Source organism: Domibacillus aminovorans, assembly GCF_001643235.1.
Lineage (GTDB): Bacteria > Bacillota > Bacilli > Bacillales > Domibacillaceae > Domibacillus > Domibacillus aminovorans.
The window spans coordinates 110225-128856 of sequence record NZ_LQWY01000067.1; the positions used below are offsets into that span (position 1 = coordinate 110225).

At 43.1% G+C, this 18632-nt stretch carries 17 protein-coding genes; 7 read left to right on the top strand and 10 right to left on the bottom strand.

Annotation, left to right across the window (positions count from 1 at the left end; translation table 11 throughout):
• Positions 1 to 106: 106 nt before the first annotated feature.
• Entirely contained in the window at positions 107 to 1441 is a 1335-nt protein-coding gene (locus AWH49_RS16375; RefSeq protein ID WP_063966588.1) for an RNA-guided endonuclease InsQ/TnpB family protein, read from the bottom strand.
• A gap of 206 nt (positions 1442 to 1647) precedes the next feature.
• On the opposite strand from AWH49_RS16375, the gene AWH49_RS16380 reads away from it, so the two are divergent.
• Positions 1648 to 2049 carry a (deoxy)nucleoside triphosphate pyrophosphohydrolase gene (locus AWH49_RS16380; protein WP_063966589.1) on the top strand — a complete coding sequence of 134 codons (402 nt, stop codon included), beginning with the start codon at positions 1648 to 1650 and terminating at the stop codon, positions 2047 to 2049.
• Between the two features lie 409 nt (positions 2050 to 2458).
• Here the strand turns inward: AWH49_RS16380 and AWH49_RS16385 are convergent, their stop codons facing one another.
• Positions 2459 to 2692, bottom strand: a complete 234-nt coding sequence (locus AWH49_RS16385; RefSeq protein ID WP_157723765.1) for a hypothetical protein — start codon at positions 2690 to 2692, stop codon at positions 2459 to 2461.
• A 206-nt stretch (positions 2693 to 2898) separates the two neighbouring features.
• Complete coding sequence (locus AWH49_RS16390) at positions 2899 to 3678, bottom strand: Cof-type HAD-IIB family hydrolase (protein WP_063966591.1); 780 nt, start codon at positions 3676 to 3678, stop codon at positions 2899 to 2901.
• A 445-nt stretch (positions 3679 to 4123) separates the two neighbouring features.
• On the opposite strand from AWH49_RS16390, the gene AWH49_RS16395 reads away from it, so the two are divergent.
• Together AWH49_RS16395 and AWH49_RS16400 are read left to right on the top strand one after the other, a co-directional pair.
• Positions 4124 to 4306, top strand: a complete 183-nt coding sequence (locus AWH49_RS16395) for a hypothetical protein (RefSeq protein ID WP_018394935.1) — start codon at positions 4124 to 4126, stop codon at positions 4304 to 4306.
• 279 nt (positions 4307 to 4585) lie between these two features.
• Positions 4586 to 5842 (top strand): MFS transporter, encoded by a 1257-nt coding sequence (locus tag AWH49_RS16400; RefSeq protein ID WP_157723766.1) that lies wholly within the window; start codon positions 4586 to 4588, stop codon positions 5840 to 5842.
• 129 nt (positions 5843 to 5971) lie between these two features.
• Here AWH49_RS16400 and AWH49_RS19615 read toward each other — a convergent pair whose 3' ends face one another.
• From AWH49_RS19615 to AWH49_RS16415, 4 genes are all read right to left on the bottom strand, one after another.
• A complete protein-coding gene (locus tag AWH49_RS19615; protein ID WP_342341795.1) occupies positions 5972 to 6346 on the bottom strand; it encodes a DoxX family membrane protein in 375 nt (124 codons plus the stop codon).
• A gap of 188 nt (positions 6347 to 6534) precedes the next feature.
• Complete coding sequence (locus AWH49_RS16405) at positions 6535 to 7407, bottom strand: cation diffusion facilitator family transporter (RefSeq protein ID WP_063966593.1); 873 nt, start codon at positions 7405 to 7407, stop codon at positions 6535 to 6537.
• A gap of 192 nt (positions 7408 to 7599) precedes the next feature.
• Positions 7600 to 8565: an S-layer homology domain-containing protein gene (locus tag AWH49_RS16410; protein WP_063966594.1), complete on the bottom strand. Its 966-nt coding sequence runs from the start codon at positions 8563 to 8565 to the stop codon at positions 7600 to 7602.
• Between the two features lie 187 nt (positions 8566 to 8752).
• Positions 8753 to 9220: a GyrI-like domain-containing protein gene (locus tag AWH49_RS16415; RefSeq protein ID WP_063966595.1), complete on the bottom strand. Its 468-nt coding sequence runs from the start codon at positions 9218 to 9220 to the stop codon at positions 8753 to 8755.
• A gap of 150 nt (positions 9221 to 9370) precedes the next feature.
• Between AWH49_RS16415 and dat the strand changes: the two genes are divergently transcribed.
• Both dat and AWH49_RS16425 read left to right on the top strand, forming a co-directional pair.
• Positions 9371 to 10201 carry a D-amino-acid transaminase gene (gene dat, locus AWH49_RS16420; protein WP_063966596.1) on the top strand — a complete coding sequence of 277 codons (831 nt, stop codon included), beginning with the start codon at positions 9371 to 9373 and terminating at the stop codon, positions 10199 to 10201.
• A gap of 78 nt (positions 10202 to 10279) precedes the next feature.
• Complete coding sequence (locus tag AWH49_RS16425; protein WP_063966597.1) at positions 10280 to 11161, top strand: SGNH/GDSL hydrolase family protein; 882 nt, start codon at positions 10280 to 10282, stop codon at positions 11159 to 11161.
• 57 nt (positions 11162 to 11218) lie between these two features.
• Here AWH49_RS16425 and gdhA read toward each other — a convergent pair whose 3' ends face one another.
• Positions 11219 to 12604 carry an NADP-specific glutamate dehydrogenase gene (gene gdhA, locus AWH49_RS16430; protein ID WP_063966598.1) on the bottom strand — a complete coding sequence of 462 codons (1386 nt, stop codon included), beginning with the start codon at positions 12602 to 12604 and terminating at the stop codon, positions 11219 to 11221.
• 269 nt (positions 12605 to 12873) lie between these two features.
• Complete coding sequence (locus AWH49_RS16435; protein ID WP_082862917.1) at positions 12874 to 14217, bottom strand: sodium-dependent transporter; 1344 nt, start codon at positions 14215 to 14217, stop codon at positions 12874 to 12876.
• Positions 14218 to 14350: 133 nt separating this feature from the next.
• Here AWH49_RS16435 and purU point away from each other — a divergent pair, with 133 nt between their 5' ends.
• The gene (gene purU, locus AWH49_RS16440) at positions 14351 to 15259 is read left to right on the top strand and encodes a formyltetrahydrofolate deformylase (RefSeq protein WP_063966599.1); all 909 of its coding nucleotides are present in this window, start codon (positions 14351 to 14353) and stop codon (positions 15257 to 15259) included.
• A gap of 303 nt (positions 15260 to 15562) precedes the next feature.
• Entirely contained in the window at positions 15563 to 16714 is a 1152-nt protein-coding gene (gene trpB / locus AWH49_RS16445) for a tryptophan synthase subunit beta (RefSeq protein ID WP_063966600.1), read from the top strand.
• A 202-nt stretch (positions 16715 to 16916) separates the two neighbouring features.
• On the opposite strand, the gene AWH49_RS16450 is transcribed toward trpB, so the two are convergent.
• Positions 16917 to 18539, bottom strand: coding sequence for an ABC1 kinase family protein (locus AWH49_RS16450; RefSeq protein WP_063966797.1), 1623 nt, complete (start codon positions 18537 to 18539; stop codon positions 16917 to 16919).
• Positions 18540 to 18632 lie beyond the last annotated feature (93 nt).

Consider the following 18632-nt stretch of genomic DNA (forward strand, 5'->3'; position numbering starts at 1 on the left):
GCAAACATCCCACTTATATTCTTTCATCGAAAGAGGCAGAGGCGAGACTTTAGCGAACAACTCTTGAGAGAAAAACAGTCCTTCAAGAGGGCAAGGTCTGTGCCAACTACGCCATCCCACTGGCGATACGTTTTTCTTTTTTCGGTCGATCATTCAGCTGTTTCGTTTTTTGTCGTTGTTCTTCTGACAAAAACCGTTTATACCAAACGGGCTGCTTGTAGACAACCGACAAAAGCGGTTTGCCGGCCATGTGGTGTTGTTTACGGGCAATGTTTTGCGCGCCGTTTACATCACGATGGATTTCTGTTTTGTGAACAGAACAAGTGAAACTTCGTCCTCTGGCATGGTGCCGGCCGCCGCAAAACGGACAGTCTTGTGACGTATAGCTTTCTTCTGTTTCTTCTACTTGGATGCCTTTTAACTGCGCTTTATACGTGAGTTTTTGCTTGATTTTCCCCTGATTCCACAAAGAAAGCTGTTGTCTTCGTTTTTTGTTTGTCTTTTGTTTCTTTTGGCTGTTTTTCTTTGTGTTTTTTTCGATTCCAGACACATGTCCAATCACAAAATTCGTGACGTGTTCTTCTTCTAAAAACGCTATAACCTCTTTGGTTGTCTTGTGTTCCAATTGTTCAAGCTGATTCTTACTTTTTTGACGGAGGCGCATTCTTGCTTGCCGATATTTTTTCCATTGGTTCGATCCTTTTTTACAACGGGACATTTTCTTGCTCAAGTCCGCTAATGCTTTTGCGCGAAATTGAGAGAGACTCCGCATCGCACGTCCGGACACTAATAAGGCTTTCTCCTCCGTTGCCACTGTCACCGCATGAATTTCCCCTAGATCCCCGCCAGCTACTTTACAGTCATACGAAGAGAGATCTTTTTTAGGGACAGAAACCGCATAACAAAACCAATAGGCCCCGTTTCTCCACACGACTTCCGCATAGTTACAGTTTTCAAGGTTTTCTTCGGATCGATTGGGGATCACCACCGTCATGTTTTTCTTCGGAACCTTTTCCGTCCACTCTTTCTTTTTCCTTTTCGTTAATAAGTCTGAAAGGGCGTATCCATACTCCGATTTTTTAATCGTGATCGTGTCTTTGGAAACATCCATAGAGGCTTTTTTTAACGGAATACAATAATAGTACTTTCTACGCCACGGATATTTGGCTTTTTTGTCCGTTTTTCGCAGCTGCCGGATTGTTTCACGGTTCGCTGCGTATTTATCCGCAATGGCTTGAACCGTTTGGGAATGAAGATCGTAGGTTTGTTTTCGGATGGCTTGGATTTCTGTTTTGCTTAGCCACTTTTTACACGTGAAATAATAAGAAGTCGCTTCTCGAACGATGTCATTCCATACGGCTGCGGCTTCCCGCTGCATGATCCTTAATTCGTCGTATACGTTTTGATCATAAGGAATTCGAAAGGAATGCGTGACAAACATATTGGTATCCACCTTCCTCGCTTTATACGTTCATCATAACAGAATATATGTTCTATTTTCAAGTGATAAGCGTTGAAAAAACAAAAAAGTCGAACGATTGACGTGCCTTAAGATACGCCTCGTTCGACCTCACTCTCATCCCCTGTCTAAAGACGATGGGCTTTCCCGTTCGGCACATCTGTAAAAATAAAAAGGAGATGATCCAAATGAAAAAATCTGTTCGCGTTGTCGGCGCTGTGATTGAAAACGAGCAGCACCAAATCCTTTGCGCACTTCGCTCACCCGATATGACACTCCCAAACCTATGGGAATTCCCCGGCGGCAAAATCGAAAAAGATGAAACACCAGAAGAAAGTTTGCGAAGAGAAATCATCGAAGAACTCGCCTGCACAGTTGAAGTAGAGAAGAAGATTGAAGAAGTCACACATGAATACGAAGCCGTTATCGTGAACTTACTTACATACAAATGCCGCATTATAGATGGCACGCCAACCGCTGAAGAACATGCTGAACTTCGTTGGGTGCCAAAAAACGAACTCAGCACACTCGTCTGGGCACCTGCGGATATTCCGACAATTGATAAATTGTTAGTTGAATCAAATCTATAAATAAATCCTCTGAGAGCGGTTTGTGAAGGGCCCAAACAATTTTGGGAATCGAAGTAAATGCTGAAGAGCTTTTGGTTCGATAATGCCTAAATAAGTAGAGGTAATAATACGAACCGGGACACCGCGCTTATGAAGTTCTTGAAGCGATTTCGTCAGAAGTTAAACACCAGACATTCTTGTGAAGCTCACCATGAAATCAACGTGATCCGCTGTATGCATTTCAAATTTGATTGTTTTAAAGAAATTTTAAAGAATTTTTTCTCATTCGTTAACACGTCAGCACGGCTTAAAAACAGTTCTTGTTCAAGAAGTGGCATTGTATCCCCATGGCTGTATGTAATATAAGAGAGCAGTAATCAAATATTGTATATATTGTAAATTCCCCGCCTTCTCGTTCAGGCGGGGAATTTTATACTAATTTCGACCAGCTCTGTTCTTTCCACTGTTGACCGGTCATTCCATATTCAATGCACGCAATTTCATCGGACATTTCTTCAAAATGAACAGTCAGCCATTTTTGGTTGTGGGCGAGCCTGTAGTATCCTTTGTTTGAAAAGGTGACGGAGCTTGGGGCATAAAGAATATAATCTAGGTTCGTGAATTCTTCCTCGATTACATGGACAGCTTCTACTTTCATGGCCATTTGAGGATTTTCCTGAAAGCACTGCTTCATCTCAATAAAACTGGAGAATGTTCCCACGGAAATAAACGCCTCTCTTTCTCTAATCTGTATATCACTCTATCCTTTTGTCCATTATTCTGACCATATTTTCATTAATTATGCATATATAAGGAATTTTTCGAACAGAAAAAACGGCCCGCTTTTATGCGAGCCGTCACTTTTACTTATTAGTCTAACAGTCCAACCATTTTTAATCCGTTTACGATGCCGTCTTCGTCTACGTTTGTCGTAACGTATTTGGCCGCTTTTTTTGCTTCTTCACGTCCATCGCCCATCGCGACGCTGTTCATGACTGTTTCGAGCATCTCCACATCGTTTAAGCCATCGCCGAATGCATAAACATTTTCTGGCGTAATGTCAAGTCTGTCGATGATTTTTTGAATGCCTTTCGCTTTGGAGCCGCCTGCTGGAACGATATCAACAGATACAACATGCCAACGAACGAAGTCGAACTCAGGGAATTGTTCTTTATATAACTTGTCTTCCGGGTCTTTGCAAAATAAGAGTGATTGATACAAGTCCCGTCCTTCATGGTAATTCGGGTCATGTGATGGGAAGAAGTCGACTTTTAATGAATTGAGCCCGACTGTCATATCTTCGTTATCTAGGGTGTTCCTTCCCATATTTTCGTGATCCATATACACAATCGGATTTTCGCGTTTAATCGCAACATCTGTCAGTCTTAAAAGTGCTTCTTTATTAAGCGCATTTTTGTAAATCGGTTCACCTTTAAATACGACATACTGTCCGTTGTAGCTGACGAACGTATCGATATCGAGCTCTTCGCGCAAGTTTTTGAACATAAATGGTGCACGGCCGGTTGCAATCGCAACTTCATATCCTTTTTCCTGTAGGTCACGGACGGCCTGTTTTGTCGAAGCGGGTAGCTTTTTATCGTGATCATACAGAGTGCCATCTATATCGAAAAAAATAATTTTTTGATTCATGTCGGTCTCCTTCGTTTTTTATTCTTCTTATACCATACTAACAAAGGTGGTTTGTTTGAACAATAGCAGGAATCAATGGAAATATATATTGAAGGCTTTTTTTCACTTATGTGGAAATCGACTTTTATTTTTCAGATAAAAGCGAAGGAAGCATTTTTGTATTGAAAACGGCAAGTTCCTATGCTGAGTTGGCTCGAAAGTTATTTCCCATTTTATTAATTTTAGGTGAGAAGACATCCATTACTTCCATTGTACCAATAAATGATTGGGCGACTTCGGATAAAATATCTTTAATAGGGAAGTGAACATAAAAACAAAAGTGAGCATACTTGGATGATAACCGTTCCCTCCTTTTTCATAGGGAGATTAGTGAATACTTGCCAAAAGCTGTGACGTATATTTCTACTCTCATTTTTCATATTAAAGGAAAGAAGGAGGAATATTTATGGCAAAGCGGACGAAGAAAAATGATGCAGAACAAAAGAACAAAAAAGGATTTGACTCCAGTAAAACCGATTCAGAATTCTCCAAAGAGTTTGGCAGTGCAAATGCTAATCGAGCACACAAAGAAAAGGCGAAAAAAGAAAAAGCGTCCAAAAATCAAGGAGAATGGAACGGAATGAATTGATGAACCTTTAGGGTTCTCAATAACAGAAAGAAAAAAGCCTTCATTTTCGACCGAGTATAGTCGGGCGAAGATGAGGGCTATTACTAATGATAAGAGTGAATAAGAAATTTCAAATATTATTGTTGTTTAAAAGCGGGCACCTTTTTAACGCACCTGCTTTTATATATTTATTTTCAAAATTTGAGAAGGCAACTCAAAATCATCCTTCTATTCATTTACATTTTTTGAGTGAAGTGAACCATACTAGGAGAAAGGTTGAATGATGGAGGGCGTGAAATAATGACATCGTTAGGTTGGAAAGAAAGTGGGTACCCTATGAGAGTGTTGCTCTCGGGCGTATTGTTGTCTCATTTAGGCACCTACATGGTAGTTCCTCTGCTCCCCATATTTTTAAAGCTGGAGAAGGGGATGACTATTGCTGAAATTGGATTAATCTTAGCGATGTCGCCTTTTACATTTCAGGCAGGCAGTCTGCTCGGTGGATGGTTAGCTGATCTTATGGGAAGAAGAAGCATCATAGCCATTGGAGCATGGATCAATGCAGCAGCGATCGCCGGTTTTGGATTTTTCGATCAATTTTGGATGTTTATTAGTATGGGACTGCTTAGCGGATTGGGTGTCGGATTAAATGCCCCATCTACAAAAGCGGCCATCGCTGCCCTTGCCTCCCAGGAAGGCGACAAAACCACGGCATTTTCTTTAAGAGGAATTGCTGCCAATATTGGTATCGCCGCTGCGGGTCTTTTAACTTATTTCGTTTTAGGTGGAGCATCCATACTCATTTTTTATGTATCGGCAGGGTTATACATATTGTTAGGTATTATAAGTTGGTTAATGTTGCCTAAAGGATGCGGTGATGAGCCATGCAAAACCGTTCCATTTCGGTCATATGTGGAGATATTTAAGAATAAAGCATTTGTTGTTTTTTCACTGGTCAGTATACTTATTTGGACACTATATACCCAGCTATCCTTGAGTTTGCCTTTACGGGCGGAAGATATATTGCCAGATCCCGGTGCCGTCAGCCTGATTTGGACCGTTAACGCTGTGATTGTCGTTGTTTTGCAAAAACTGATTTCTAGATGGTTTAATGAGAAAATTCATCCTATGTATGCCTTGTCTGTAGGGATGTTATTTATTGGAGGAGGGCTTGGCTCTATTTATTTCGCTACCAATTTTTATGGACTGCTGTTAAGCGGTGCGATCTTTATTATCGGTGAAATGTTGGTTGTACCGACAATGGATGCAACTGTATCTCGGCTCGGAACCGTACGAATGATCGGCGTGTTCTTCGGTATAACCAATTTTGTTTCCGGAGTAGGGGAAGGTGCTGGTAAATTTGCAGGCGGTCAATTGCTTAGTTTAGGTACATCGTCAGTTACCCCTTGGTTGACATTTACTTTAGGTGCTTTAGTCATTAGCGGAATACTAGCTTCGTTAAGATTTTGGAAGCCATTAAACTCCTCATTGGCTGAAATAAGAGAAGAGGTGGGCCAAACAGGTAAGAGTGGTAGTTCCGATCATCTAACGGATTAGATAAACGCCTTAGTAACATGAAAAGTGGACAAACGGCAAGACTAGATCCTTAAAAAGGGATCCGGTCTTTTTTGTAGATGAAAGGAAAAAAGGCTTATTCTAGGTGACACAATAGATCAAGATAAACCATCATCTGCGTATACCCATGGAGTGTAGAATATAGAGTAATACTAACATAACGATGTCTAATCGCGCGTTAAAAGCAAATTGTATAAATCCTGACTGCAAGGATGAAACCTTTGTTAATAACAGGGCGGCAACCATGATGATGATTAAAGGAATCGTTGCAAGTTTAACCCCTCTATTTACCAATATAAAAATTCCGCAAATTATCTCAATAATAGCAATGATATAAATCGTATTTTGCGAAAAAGGTGGTCCTAAGCTCATCAAATGATGGCCTAATTCAGCATTTAATAATTTCATCAATCCAGAAGTAATAAAAACATAAGCGACTATATACCGGATAAGCTTAATTGCTGATAAGGAAGTATGAATTTGAATTTCCTCCTTTGTAAAACGATATGATTAAAGTGAGTAAACAATTACCAAAAATTAAAAAGAATGTGCAGCCGTTAGGGAGTGAATAAAGAAAAGGGTAGAGTTACCGTAGATGGAAGGCAGTTGATAGAAGGAGACGGTACGCTTTCGACGAGCGGCCGTTTTTTTGTAGGCAAAAAACGGCACACTGTTCAGTGGCCGTTCGGTTCAATGTGAATATGGGTGGCGCGTATGTTATGTTCTTGCAGTAGAGATTCTTCAACGTATTCAGTAATGTCATGGCTTTCGACAACGTTTAAGTCAGGATCGACTAAAATAACGACGTCGACGAATGTGATGTTGCCATGTGAGCGGGCTTTAATGCTTGATACACTGTAGACGCCAGGTACCTTCTCAACGGATTTTTGTATGTCTTCAATTTTATGCCGATCAAATGCGTCTGTTAATGTGAGGGAGGCTTCAGCGAAAATATCCCAAGCCGTTTTTAAAATAATTAAGCCAACGATGAAGGCAGTCAATGTATCGAGCCAGTCTATGCCTAACTGCGCGCCGATGATTCCGATAAATGCGCCAATGCTCACCAGCGCATCGGAGCGATTGTCATGTGCAGCGGCCAAGATGGATGGGCTATTAATTTTTTTGGCGAGCCGTGCGTTGTATGTGTAGACGCCGTACATGACAGCAGCAGCGAAAAGGGCGGCCCAGGCAGTGATCATGTCTGGTGTTTCATGATCAGCATGAAAGAGCGACGTGCCAGCACCGATAAGTACTTGAATGCCGACGGATGCCATAATGAAGGCAGCGATTAGTGAAGCAACGGTTTCGGCGCGGAAATGACCGTAGCGATGATTTTCATCGGGCGGCTTCCGGGCAATTTTTAAGCCAATCAAAATAGCGATAGAGGCGATGATGTCGGTTGAGTTGTTGAGACCGTCTGCTTTTAATGCTTCTGAAGCACCGATCCAGCCGATTGTTAGTTTTAATGTTGAAAGAAACAGGTAGGCGATAATACTGATCCAAGCGCCTTGTTCTCCTTTTTTAAGATTGTCATAAGCAGTATCCACGAGATGGTTCCCCCAATAAAAAAATAGTGTATCCATCATAGCAGATGCTATTCGGGTGGGTCTACGGCAACAAGATTGTGCGTGGCACAACAAGTTGTACATACGCTACAAATGGTCGAAGGCAATTAAATTTCGCTGCGAAAAGAGGCTGCCCAAGTCAGATTATCTGACTTAGGCAGCCTTTTCCTTAGCTTATTGGTAGTAACTCCATGAATGTTCGTAGTCGAGTGACAGGTTTTGCAGAGCTGGCCGTTGTTTTACTTCGATCCGGGCAAAATAAGCGGTTACTGTTTTTTGTTGGTTGGCGCCGATGACAATGTTGTCGAATGAGCGAGGTGATGTCATATCCGCGACGATCGTATTGCCAGCATGCAATGTGTACTGGCCTTTAATGTTAAACACTTTATTGCGTGAGTTGTTGTACAAGATGAGCGTCATTTTAATGCGGCCGTCTGCTTCGTGGACGGCGCTTTTAATGCCGACTTGAACACCTGTCCGGAATTTTGCTTCAAGTGCACGTGCGATAAAGACAGAAAACTCGGTCCGGTTAATTTCACTGTATGGCATAAAGTAGCCGTTGCTGCCACTCGCAATGCCAGCGCTGCCAAGTGCTGATGCATATTGATAAAACCAGTCTGTGCTTTTTACGTCTTTAAATGAGACGACATATGCCGGCTTCATGTTAAAGCCTTCTGCGATAATTTTCGCCATTTGAGAGCGTTTCAATTTACCAGACGGATTAAAGTAGTTTGCTTTGCTGAAAATACCATATTTTGTTAAGACTGCGATTGATTTATATGCAGGATGAGACGTCGGAATATCCCGGAATCCAGGATTCGGTGCCGACTCATTTTGAATGCCGAGTGCTTTCGCTAAGATGATTGCAGCGTGTTCCCGTTTGACGGAATCATTTGTGCCGAATTTTCCATTTTTGTAACCTTGAATAATACCTTTTTGTACAAGATAATCGATTTCATCGTTTGCCCAAAAGCTAGCAGGTACGTCACTAAATCTTACAGCAGCGGAGCTTGTCCCATTCGATTGTACCGCCGTGCCAGATGAGTTGTTTTCCACTACAGCCGCTGAAGGACTTGCAACTGGAATGAGTAAAGCAATCGTTAAAACTGCTGCAAATAAACTGTATAATATCCTCTTCATCTCCACACCCCGTTATAAAATTAAATTTTGTTTATATACATTTTAACAATTGAGGAAATGATTTCATATAGGGGGTGTAAAAAATGAGAAGTAAGTCACATATTTTCCTGTACAAAAGGTATTCGGTTTGAATGGGAACAATACCTTTACCTTCGGAAACTTCATTTTGGAGAAGGTTTACGTTATTTTAAACGGCTTCTTCAATTGCTTCGCTTCGTTTATCAGCAAGCCGCCAGTATAAATGGTGGTGGCCTTCTTCAATCGTGACATCAATACGGAATTCGTTGGAATCGAGCCTGACTTTATGTTCGCGCGCCCATTGCAAGATGGTGCGAAAAGCAAATTGGATCTCGTCATCACTTCCATGAAATTCAAGTAGTGCATACGACCCGGATGGAATAGTTGAATTTGTCATACCGGACGGAATAATATCAATTTGCTTCACTGCCATTGCGATGCAGTGTGTGTACAACTGACCTGCACGCTTTAAACAAATGTCCATTAAGTTTCCATCTGTCTGTCCGGGAATCAGGCTTGCTGCTTTTAAAAATCGTTTTGTCCACTCGGGTCTAAGTGCAGTAATTTCATCTTGTGTACCGCTTATTTCAAACCCAATAACAGTCACGGTGCGTACATCTACAATTTTTGGTGTCATATTATCAGCTCCTTTACCCTTTTCATTACCCTTTTATCTGCGTTTTCACACCGTTCCATTCGGGAATATACTTCAATACATACTGTATTATTTTTTCAGAAAAGTAAGTATAATGAATGGAGAAAAACATGTGAAAGGAGGCTTTTAAATATGGCGATGGGCTATTTGAACGGGAAATTTATCAATTCAAGCGATCCGGTTTTACCGATAGACGAGCGAGGTCACCAGTTTGGCGACGGTGTATACGAATTCATTCGAGTGTATAATGGACGCCCGTTTATGATGGATCAGCATATGGAGCGCTTATTTAAAAGTGCGGAGGCCATTAGGCTGAACATTGGAAAAACAGTTGAAGATATTATAGCGATTGTGGAGGACCTGATTGAGCGGAGCGGCGAGGCGAACTGCGACGTATATATGCAGGCGACGCGCGGCATTGCACCTCGCGATCACTTATTTCCGAATGTAGAAGCATCTATTTCGATGACAGTAAAGCCGTTTAAGCTTATATCGGATGACATTCGTAAGGTTGGTGCGACAGTGAAGCTGCTACCTGATGAACGATGGCAAAATTGCTGGATTAAGTCATTGAATTTGCTTCCAAATATTTTGGCCAAACAGGCAGCGTTTGAAGTAGGGGCTCTTGAAGCGGTACTCGTTCGTGATGGCTTTATTACAGAAGGGTCAAGTTCGAACTTTTTTATTGTGAAAAACGGCGAGATATTGACAGCACCGGCAACGAATCATATTTTACATGGGATTACACGTATTGCCGTGAAAGAAATCGCGATGGAACTTGGTATCACACTGAAGGAGCAAGCATTTACGCCGGACGAATTGCTGGCAGCAGATGAAGCTTTTTTATCGAGCACAGGCTTAGAAATATTGCCGGTAACAGAAGTGGACGGGCAGAAGATTGGCAATGGGTGTCCCGGGACGGTTACGGTAACACTGTATGAGGAATTTTTGAAGAGAATATAATGAACAATTAGTTGTTTCACGCGTAAAGCGCCTTCCTTTTGGTAAAATAGAAAGAACACTATTAGGGAGTGGGGCATCATGTTAAAGCGAAGCATCGTTGGTTGCTTGTTATGTTTAAGTCTCTTCGGAACACAGACAGGGCATGCAGCCGGGCTAAACTATACGGCCATCGGAGATTCACTTGCTGCGGGACAGACGCCAAACCGTGAAATTGGCGCAGGATATGCAGACATGATTGCAATGAGCATACAGCCAGAAGCCTATTCGAAAGAGCTGGCTATGCCGGGATATACAGTCGATCAGGTGATTAAGCAGGTAGAAAGTGACGCAGGCCAGCGTGCGATTCAAAGTGCGGACCTCATTACGATCTCAGCAGGTGCGAACGATTTATTGCCGCTCATTCAAAATGATCCATCGCGTGGCATGCTGACATTTAATGCAATCACTGCCGCCTTTGCGCTGAATGGGGTACGTGAAGATTATGCGGTACTGCTGCAAAAAGTTGAGGAATTGAATCCGGATGCCAATGTATATGCGATGGGGTATTACTTTCCGTATCCGCACGTATTTGACCAGCATAAACCAGCTGTCGCGGAGCAGCTTAATATGTTAAATGACATTATTAAGCAGGAAGCAGAAAGTGCAGGTGCTGTGTTTGTACCAGTTGCCGATCGTTTTGGGACGGATGCTGTCGACTATTTGCCAAATCCAGGTGACGTTCATCCAGAACCCGCAGGTTACTTAGAAATGGCGAATGCATTTTTAGCTGTTTACGCGCCGGGCAGTCCGGAGATTCCAAAGTCGTTGCTCAATCAGCTGCCAGAACCGGTGTCATTCGCGGAGCTCAGGAAAGTAGCAGCGAAACAAGAAGTCGAACCTGAACGCTCTGAAGAAGAGGTTGCTGCGGTAGAGGGATGTACAAAAGAAGAAATATACACGGAGGGGCGTCTTGAATCATAAGGCGTCTTTATTTAACAAAAAAAACACCCCAGACGAGTCCGGGGTGTTTTTTTGTTATTAAACGACACCTTGAGAAATCATTGCGTCTGCTACTTTAATGAAGCCGGCAATGTTGGCACCAACAACGAGGTTGCCTTCATGACCAAACTCAGCTGCAGCATGTTTGCTGTTTTTGAAGATGTTTTTCATAATGTTGTGAAGTTTTTCATCTACTTCTTCAAATGTCCATGGCTGACGCGCACTGTTTTGTGCCATTTCAAGGGCAGAAACCGCTACACCGCCTGCATTTGCAGCTTTTGCAGGGCCGAATAGAACGTCATTTTTCAAGAATATTTCGATCGCTTCAAGCGTTGAAGGCATGTTTGCTCCTTCACCAACCGCTTTTACGCCGTTATCAACAAGCACTTGTGCTGCTTCTGCATTGATTTCATTTTGTGTTGCACATGGGAGCGCGATATCGCAAGAGATGCTCCAAATGCCTGAGCAACCTTCTACATATTGTGCAGTTGGATGGACGTTCACATATTCGCTGATACGTTTGCGTTCAACTTCTTTCAATTGCTTCACAGTCGCCAGGTCAATGCCGTTTTCGTCGTAAATATAGCCGTTTGAATCAGAACATGCAACGACTTTCGCACCAAGCTGTGTCGCTTTGTCAATTGCATAGATCGAAACGTTGCCGGAGCCAGATACAACAACTGTCTTGCCTTCGAATGATTGGCCTTTATCTTGAAGCATTTCGTCTACAAAGTATACTGTTCCAAAACCAGTTGCTTCTGTACGCGCCAAGCTTCCACCGTATTGAATACCTTTACCAGTTAAGACACCCGCTTCATAACCACCGCGCAGACGTTTGTATTGTCCGAACATGTAGCCAATTTCGCGCCCGCCAACACCGATGTCACCAGCTGGCACATCAATGTCTGGACCGATATGGCGATACAATTCTGTCATAAAGCTTTGTGTAAAACGCATCACTTCATTGTCTGATTTGCCTTTCGGATCAAAGTCAGAACCACCTTTACCGCCGCCGATCGGCTGGCCTGTCAGTGAGTTTTTGAAAATTTGTTCGAAACCGAGGAACTTAATGATGCTTGCGTTAACAGACGGATGAAAACGAAGGCCGCCTTTGTATGGTCCGATTGCGCTGCTAAATTGAACACGGAAACCACGGTTTACTTGTACATTGCCATTATCATCAACCCATGGGACACGGAAAGAAATAACGCGTTCAGGTTCTACCATACGCTCAAGTATATTATGTTGAATATATTTAGGATGTTTTGCGAAAACCGGCGTCAATGATTCGAAAATCTCTTGTACCGCTTGATGAAACTCGCTTTCTCCAGGATTGCGTTTTTTTACGATCTCATATACATCGTCCACATATTTTTTGGCCACTTGAAATTCACCTTGTGTCACTTCGTTCGTGATTGTCGTCATGTGCAGTCCTACTTTCATAAGTTAGTAATTTAAGTTAAGAACATCATATGCCGATTTATTCATCTCTTCAATGCTTTGTTGGGATGGAATTAATGATTATTTGATATGGATTTAAAATGGAAGGAAAAGAAAGAGCTTTCCTGAGCTGAAAAAGGGTTTTCTATATTAAAATGAGATTAATTTTTTAAAAAATGAATAATTATGATCTTGAAAAAAGAACAAAAGAAAAAGGCGTTCGCGAAATGTTCATAATTTCACGAACGTTTTTCTTACTGCTTAAACTGGCTGACCGTGTAAACAAATACAATGACAATGGTGATCGGAACAACCCATCTCATTAATGAAAACCAGATTGAATATGTGCTGCCCATTTTGTTTGCGCTTAAATAGTATTGCTCTTTTACGAGTGATTTATCCATACGCCATGCAATAAACAATGCAATGAGCAAGCTACCAAGAGGCAGAAGGATGTTGCTGACGAGAAAGTCGGTCACATCAAAAACGGTCCGTTCAAATATCAGTACATCAGAAAGCGTACTGAATGACAGCGCCGCTGGAATGCCGGCAAGAAAAACAATTGCACCGGAAATCCATGAAATTTTCTTCCGTGACGACTGTTCACCTTTTGTGAATGCCGCTGTAATAATTTCCAGCAAGCTGAACGATGATGTAAGTGTTGCAAACAAGAATAACAAAAGAAACATAAACAAAAACAGTTCGCCAAATGGCAGCTGAGAAAAGACAGATGGCAGAACAACGAATAGCAGGCCCGGCCCTTCCGTCGGTTCAAAACCGAATGCAAAGACGACTGGGAAAATAGCCAAACCCGCAAGCACCGAGACAAAAATATTCATAAGTGCAACAGAGCCCGCTGATGCAGGGATGCTGACGTCTTTATTTAAGTAGGAACTATACGTCACCATGCAAGAAAAGCCGACTGCAAGTGAAAAGAAAGACTGTCCGAGTGCATATAAAACAGCTTCACCGGTAATTTTCGAGAAGTCCGGCTGCAAGAAGAATCGAACGCCTTCCATTGCTCCGTCAAGCGTTAATGAGCGCACGACAAGAATGATAAAGAAAATGAATAGCATTGGCATCATGTATTTGCTGGATCGCTCGATTCCATTGCGGACACCGGCAGCGATGACGAGAATGTTTAAAAGCATAAATGCGGCATGCCCGCCGATTGTCAGCCACGGATTCCCCGTCACAGCACCAAATAAGGCGCCAGCATCACCGTCGTCAATGACATTCCCGAAGAGGGCCATACATGTATAAATGAGCACCCAGCCGCCGACAACGCTGTAAAATGATAGAAGCAGAAAGCAGCCAACAACACCAATTTTGCCGATTGCTGTCCAAAACGAGTCCGGTGCCAGCTTTTTATAGGCACTGACCGCTTCACGGCCGGAACCACGTCCGATAATGAATTCAGAGATGAGCATTGGCAAGCCGATTAAAAGCGTAAAAAGGATGAATAAAAGCAAAAACGCTCCGCCGCCGCTCTGCCCGGTCACATACGGAAATTTCCAGATTGCGCCGAGACCGATCGCTGCCCCGGCTGATGATAAAATAAAGCCGATTTTCGACGACCATTGTTCCGTTTTTTCCATAATAATCGCCTCCATTTATGGGATTTTCATTCCCCCACTATAGCATGAAAAAGCATAGCAGACCGAATATATTTTCAATGCGTGTGAAATCGTCTATAATGAAGTAATTAATATGACAACTGGAGTGTACCCAATGACTGTAAATATAAATGGATCAGAAAAAAGAGATGAACATGGAAACCGTCTGAAAAATCGTGGCCGATTGCTTGTGAAATGTCCGGATGGACCAGGCATTGTATCGGCGCTGTCGAAGTTTCTGTTTGAACATGGAGCCAATATTATTGAATCAAGCCAGTATACGAGTGATCCTGCAGGCGGAACGTTTTTTATCCGCATCGAGTTTGACTGCGAGTTGCTCGCTGACAAACGTCAAAAGATAGAGAAGGACTTTGAAGTGCTCGCGGAACAATTTAAGATGGATTATCGTTTTGCCTACGGCGGTGACCGGAAAAGAACCGCGATTTTCGTTTCAAAAGAGCCTCATTGTCTTCGGGAGTTATTGTGGGAGTGGCAGAGCGGGGATTTGCAGACGGATATTGCGTTTGTCGCGGGAAACCATGAAGATGCACGCGGAATAGTTGAGTCACTCGGTATTCCGTTCCATTACATTCCGGCAAATAAAGACATTCGCAAGCAGGTGGAAGAGGAGCAGGCCCGACTTGTGGAAGAGTACGATATCGATGTGATTGTACTAGCTCGTTACATGCAAATTTTGACGCCGGAGTTCGTTGAGCGTTATCCAAACAAAATTATTAATATTCACCATTCATTTTTGCCAGCCTTTATTGGCGCGCGTCCGTACGAGCGTGCTTATAACCGTGGTGTGAAGCTGATCGGTGCGACGTCGCATTACGTGACGAATGATCTTGATGAAGGACCAATTATTGAGCAGGACATTGAACGTGTGGATCACCGCGATCATGTAGCTGATTTGAAGAAAATTGGTCGTTCGATTGAACGTCGCGTGCTGGCTCGTGCAGTAAAATGGCATCTTGAAGACCGCATCATTGTGCATGGCAATAAAACGATTGTGTTTCAATAAGAAAAAGAGTACGGACAATGTTCCGGGCTTTTTTTGAATAAAAGAATCGATTGTTTAACACAACATTAGCTGTAAAATGGAAAATTGTAAGGATGCGTATACTATAACATTGATGATCGTTGCTGCCGGTAAAAAGAGGCTGATTTTTTTCAGAGGTACATATTTTTTTCTTCATAAAGGTTAGCTGCCCTGTATTATATGCCTTTTGGGAATGGGTGTAAAAATATATCGAATCTTTTTCAGCGCAGTTGCTATAGTGAATGTTTATATTCAGAATAGTCGATAAACAGGGAGCGTGTAAACATGACAGAATCAGGATATTTCGGCCAGTTTGGCGGCAGTTTTGTACCACCGGAATTAAAAGCAGCGCTTGATTACCTCGCTGAACAATTTACGGCATATAAAGAGGATCCGGCGTTTAATAAAGAGTTTCGTTATTATTTGAAAGAATACGTCGGACGAGAAAATCCGCTTACATTTGCGGAACAGCTGACAGAGAAGCTTGGCGGTGCAAAAATTTATTTGAAGCGGGAAGATTTGAACCATACAGGCTCGCATAAAATTAACAACGTGATCGGGCAGATTTTGCTAGCAAAGAGAATGAATGCGCATCGTATCATTGCGGAAACGGGCGCAGGGCAGCACGGTGTCGCAACAGCTACAGCATGCGCGATGTTCGGAATGGATTGCGTGATTTATATGGGAGCGGAGGATATGCGGCGCCAGGCATTAAACGTGTTCCGGATGGAATTGTTAGGAGCAAAAGTGGTTGCTGTAGAAGAAGGTCAGGGGCGTTTGAAAGATGCGGTAGACGCGGCGCTGAATGACTACGTTGCAAATTATAAAGACACGTTTTATTTGCTCGGATCGGCTGTTGGCCCTCATCCATATCCAACGATGGTTAAGCATTTTCATGCGGTCATCAGTGAAGAGTCGAAACGGCAGATTTTAGAGAAAGAAGGGCGTCTTCCGGATGCCGTCATAGCCTGTGTGGGCGGCGGCAGCAATGCGATTGGATCATTTGCCCATTATATTGATGAGCCGTCTGTCCGTTTAATTGGGGCTGAGCCAGAACAGGCCGCTTCTCTTACAAAAGGGGTCCCCGCTGTCCTTCACGGGTTTAAATGTTATGTTTTACTTGATGAAGAAGGAAATCCGCAGCCGACGTACTCGATTGCGGCAGGACTCGATTATCCGGGCATTGGCCCTGAACACAGTTACTTGAAAGAAACGGAACGCGCTGAATATTACATGGTGACAAACGAAGAAGTGCTTGAGGCGTTTAAAGAGCTGTCACGAACAGAAGGCATCATTCCAGCGCTTGAAAGTGCACATGCCGTCGCACTCGTTATGAAACTTGCTCCGGAAATGAAGAAAGAAGAGATAGTGATCGTGAATATTTCAGGCCGAGGAGATAAAGACGTACAGCAAGTGTTTGAAATGGAAACGGAATAACGAAGAAAGGGTTGTCCTGAAAGTCAGTAAACTGACAAAGGGCAGCCTATTTTTTTGTTGACGGCGGGATAATCACTAGAATATGGATAATTCAGCCGTCAACAAAGGGAATTTCACCCTGCCCTGCCTGTTTCCCGCAGTTCCATGTGAACAGTACATTGTATAAGCATTGATCTTCAAATTTACCGACGATGTTTGATCGTCATGCTATAAATCGTTTGTGAGCTCGGATGGCCCGAATGTAAAAGAAAACAGAGAGCATAAACAAAACGGGGCCGCCGTAGACAATAGCTTCATGATGGACAAACGGGACAGCGGCCACTCCTGGGAATGTAACAGCCATAAAAAGGAGTGCGTCACGACGTCCCTTCAGCACATCCCGCTCCGCTTCATTGCGTTTTTGCTGCGCATCCCGCTGCTCACGAAACAGCCGGGGCTCGTCCAGGACAGACAAGAATTTTTGCGGGAATGACAAAAGCGGGCGCAGGGATTGAACAAGAATTTGCTTTGGACTCGTTTTGCCCGCATGTTTCCCGAGCCAGTCCATTACCGGCTTTCGACCGACTTCCATTAAATCGATGTTCGGATCCAGAATATGCAGCAATCCGATAAATGTGGACACAGCTCGTCCTAAAAACGCGAATTCCGCTGGGAGCTGTACCGGTTCTTTTTTGACGATTTGCTGCACTTCGTCGAGCAACTGTCCGATAGCGAAGTCATCTAGCTGCATAAATGACTGCGCCGTATAGGCATCGATCATCGCCCGGATGACGCGTTTCATCCGCTCTTTGTCAGCGTGCGGAAGTAAAAAGCGCAGCCCTTCTAGTCCTTTTATGACCTGATCGTAATCTTCAATTAAAATGCCTTCGATAAGCGTTCGAATATGAACCGCATCTTCATTGGGCACACGGCCGGTCATGCCAAAATCAATGAGCACAATCGTCCCATCTGCTTTCACTAAAATGTTACCGGGATGCGGATCAGCGTGGAATTTGCCTTCCTGCAAAAGCTGCTCCAGAAACATATTTGTCAATCGGACAGCAAGATCTTGCCGATCGATGCCGTTTCGTTCTAAAAAGGAAATATCTGTAATGCGGGCAGCTTCCACCCAGTCCATAACGAGCACTTTTTTTGTTGAATAATCCCTGTTATAGCCGGGAATATCTACGTCTGAAAACGATTCATAGCGCTTTTTAAAATAAAGACCGTTTTCGAGTTCACGACGAAAATCAAGTTCAGCTCCGATGACCGACGTCATTTCCCGATAAAGTGCAAGCATATCCGTTTGCTTGCCAAACTTCGTAAATCGTTTCGCAAGCTTCATAACAATGCGCACGGCTTTAAAATCAACAGCGATAATTCTATCGATGTCTGGGCGCTGTACTTTTACCGCGATGAGCTCGCCTGTATAAAGACGCGCTTTGTACACTTGACCAATGGAAGCGGACGCCACCGGTTGCCGGTCGATTTCTGCCGCCACGCTTTCAACAGGTGCATTCCATTCCTGTTCCATGACCGTTTGTGCTTCTTCCCACGGAACGGCTGGCACACGGTCGATTAAGTCTTCAAGCTCATCGAGAAACGCTTTTGGCATAACATCTGCTCTTGTACTTAAAAACTGTCCAAGCTTAATTAATAAACCTTCAAGACGAAGAGCGGTCTGCCGATACTTAGCTGCCTGTTTTTTTATGAGTAATTCCCATTTTATATTTGTTTCATCCGTCCAATTCCCCCGGTGACATCGTTCGAAAATGGTGAGCTGTAAAAAGAAAACAACAGCCATTTTGACGATAATAAAAATACGGAAAAAAGCTAATTTATTCAAAAAATCCGTCCTTTCCGGATAAACATTCATCTGCCATTTTACAGGATGAATGGCACCACTGTACAATTTCGGGTTTCAGGCACCATTACTTAA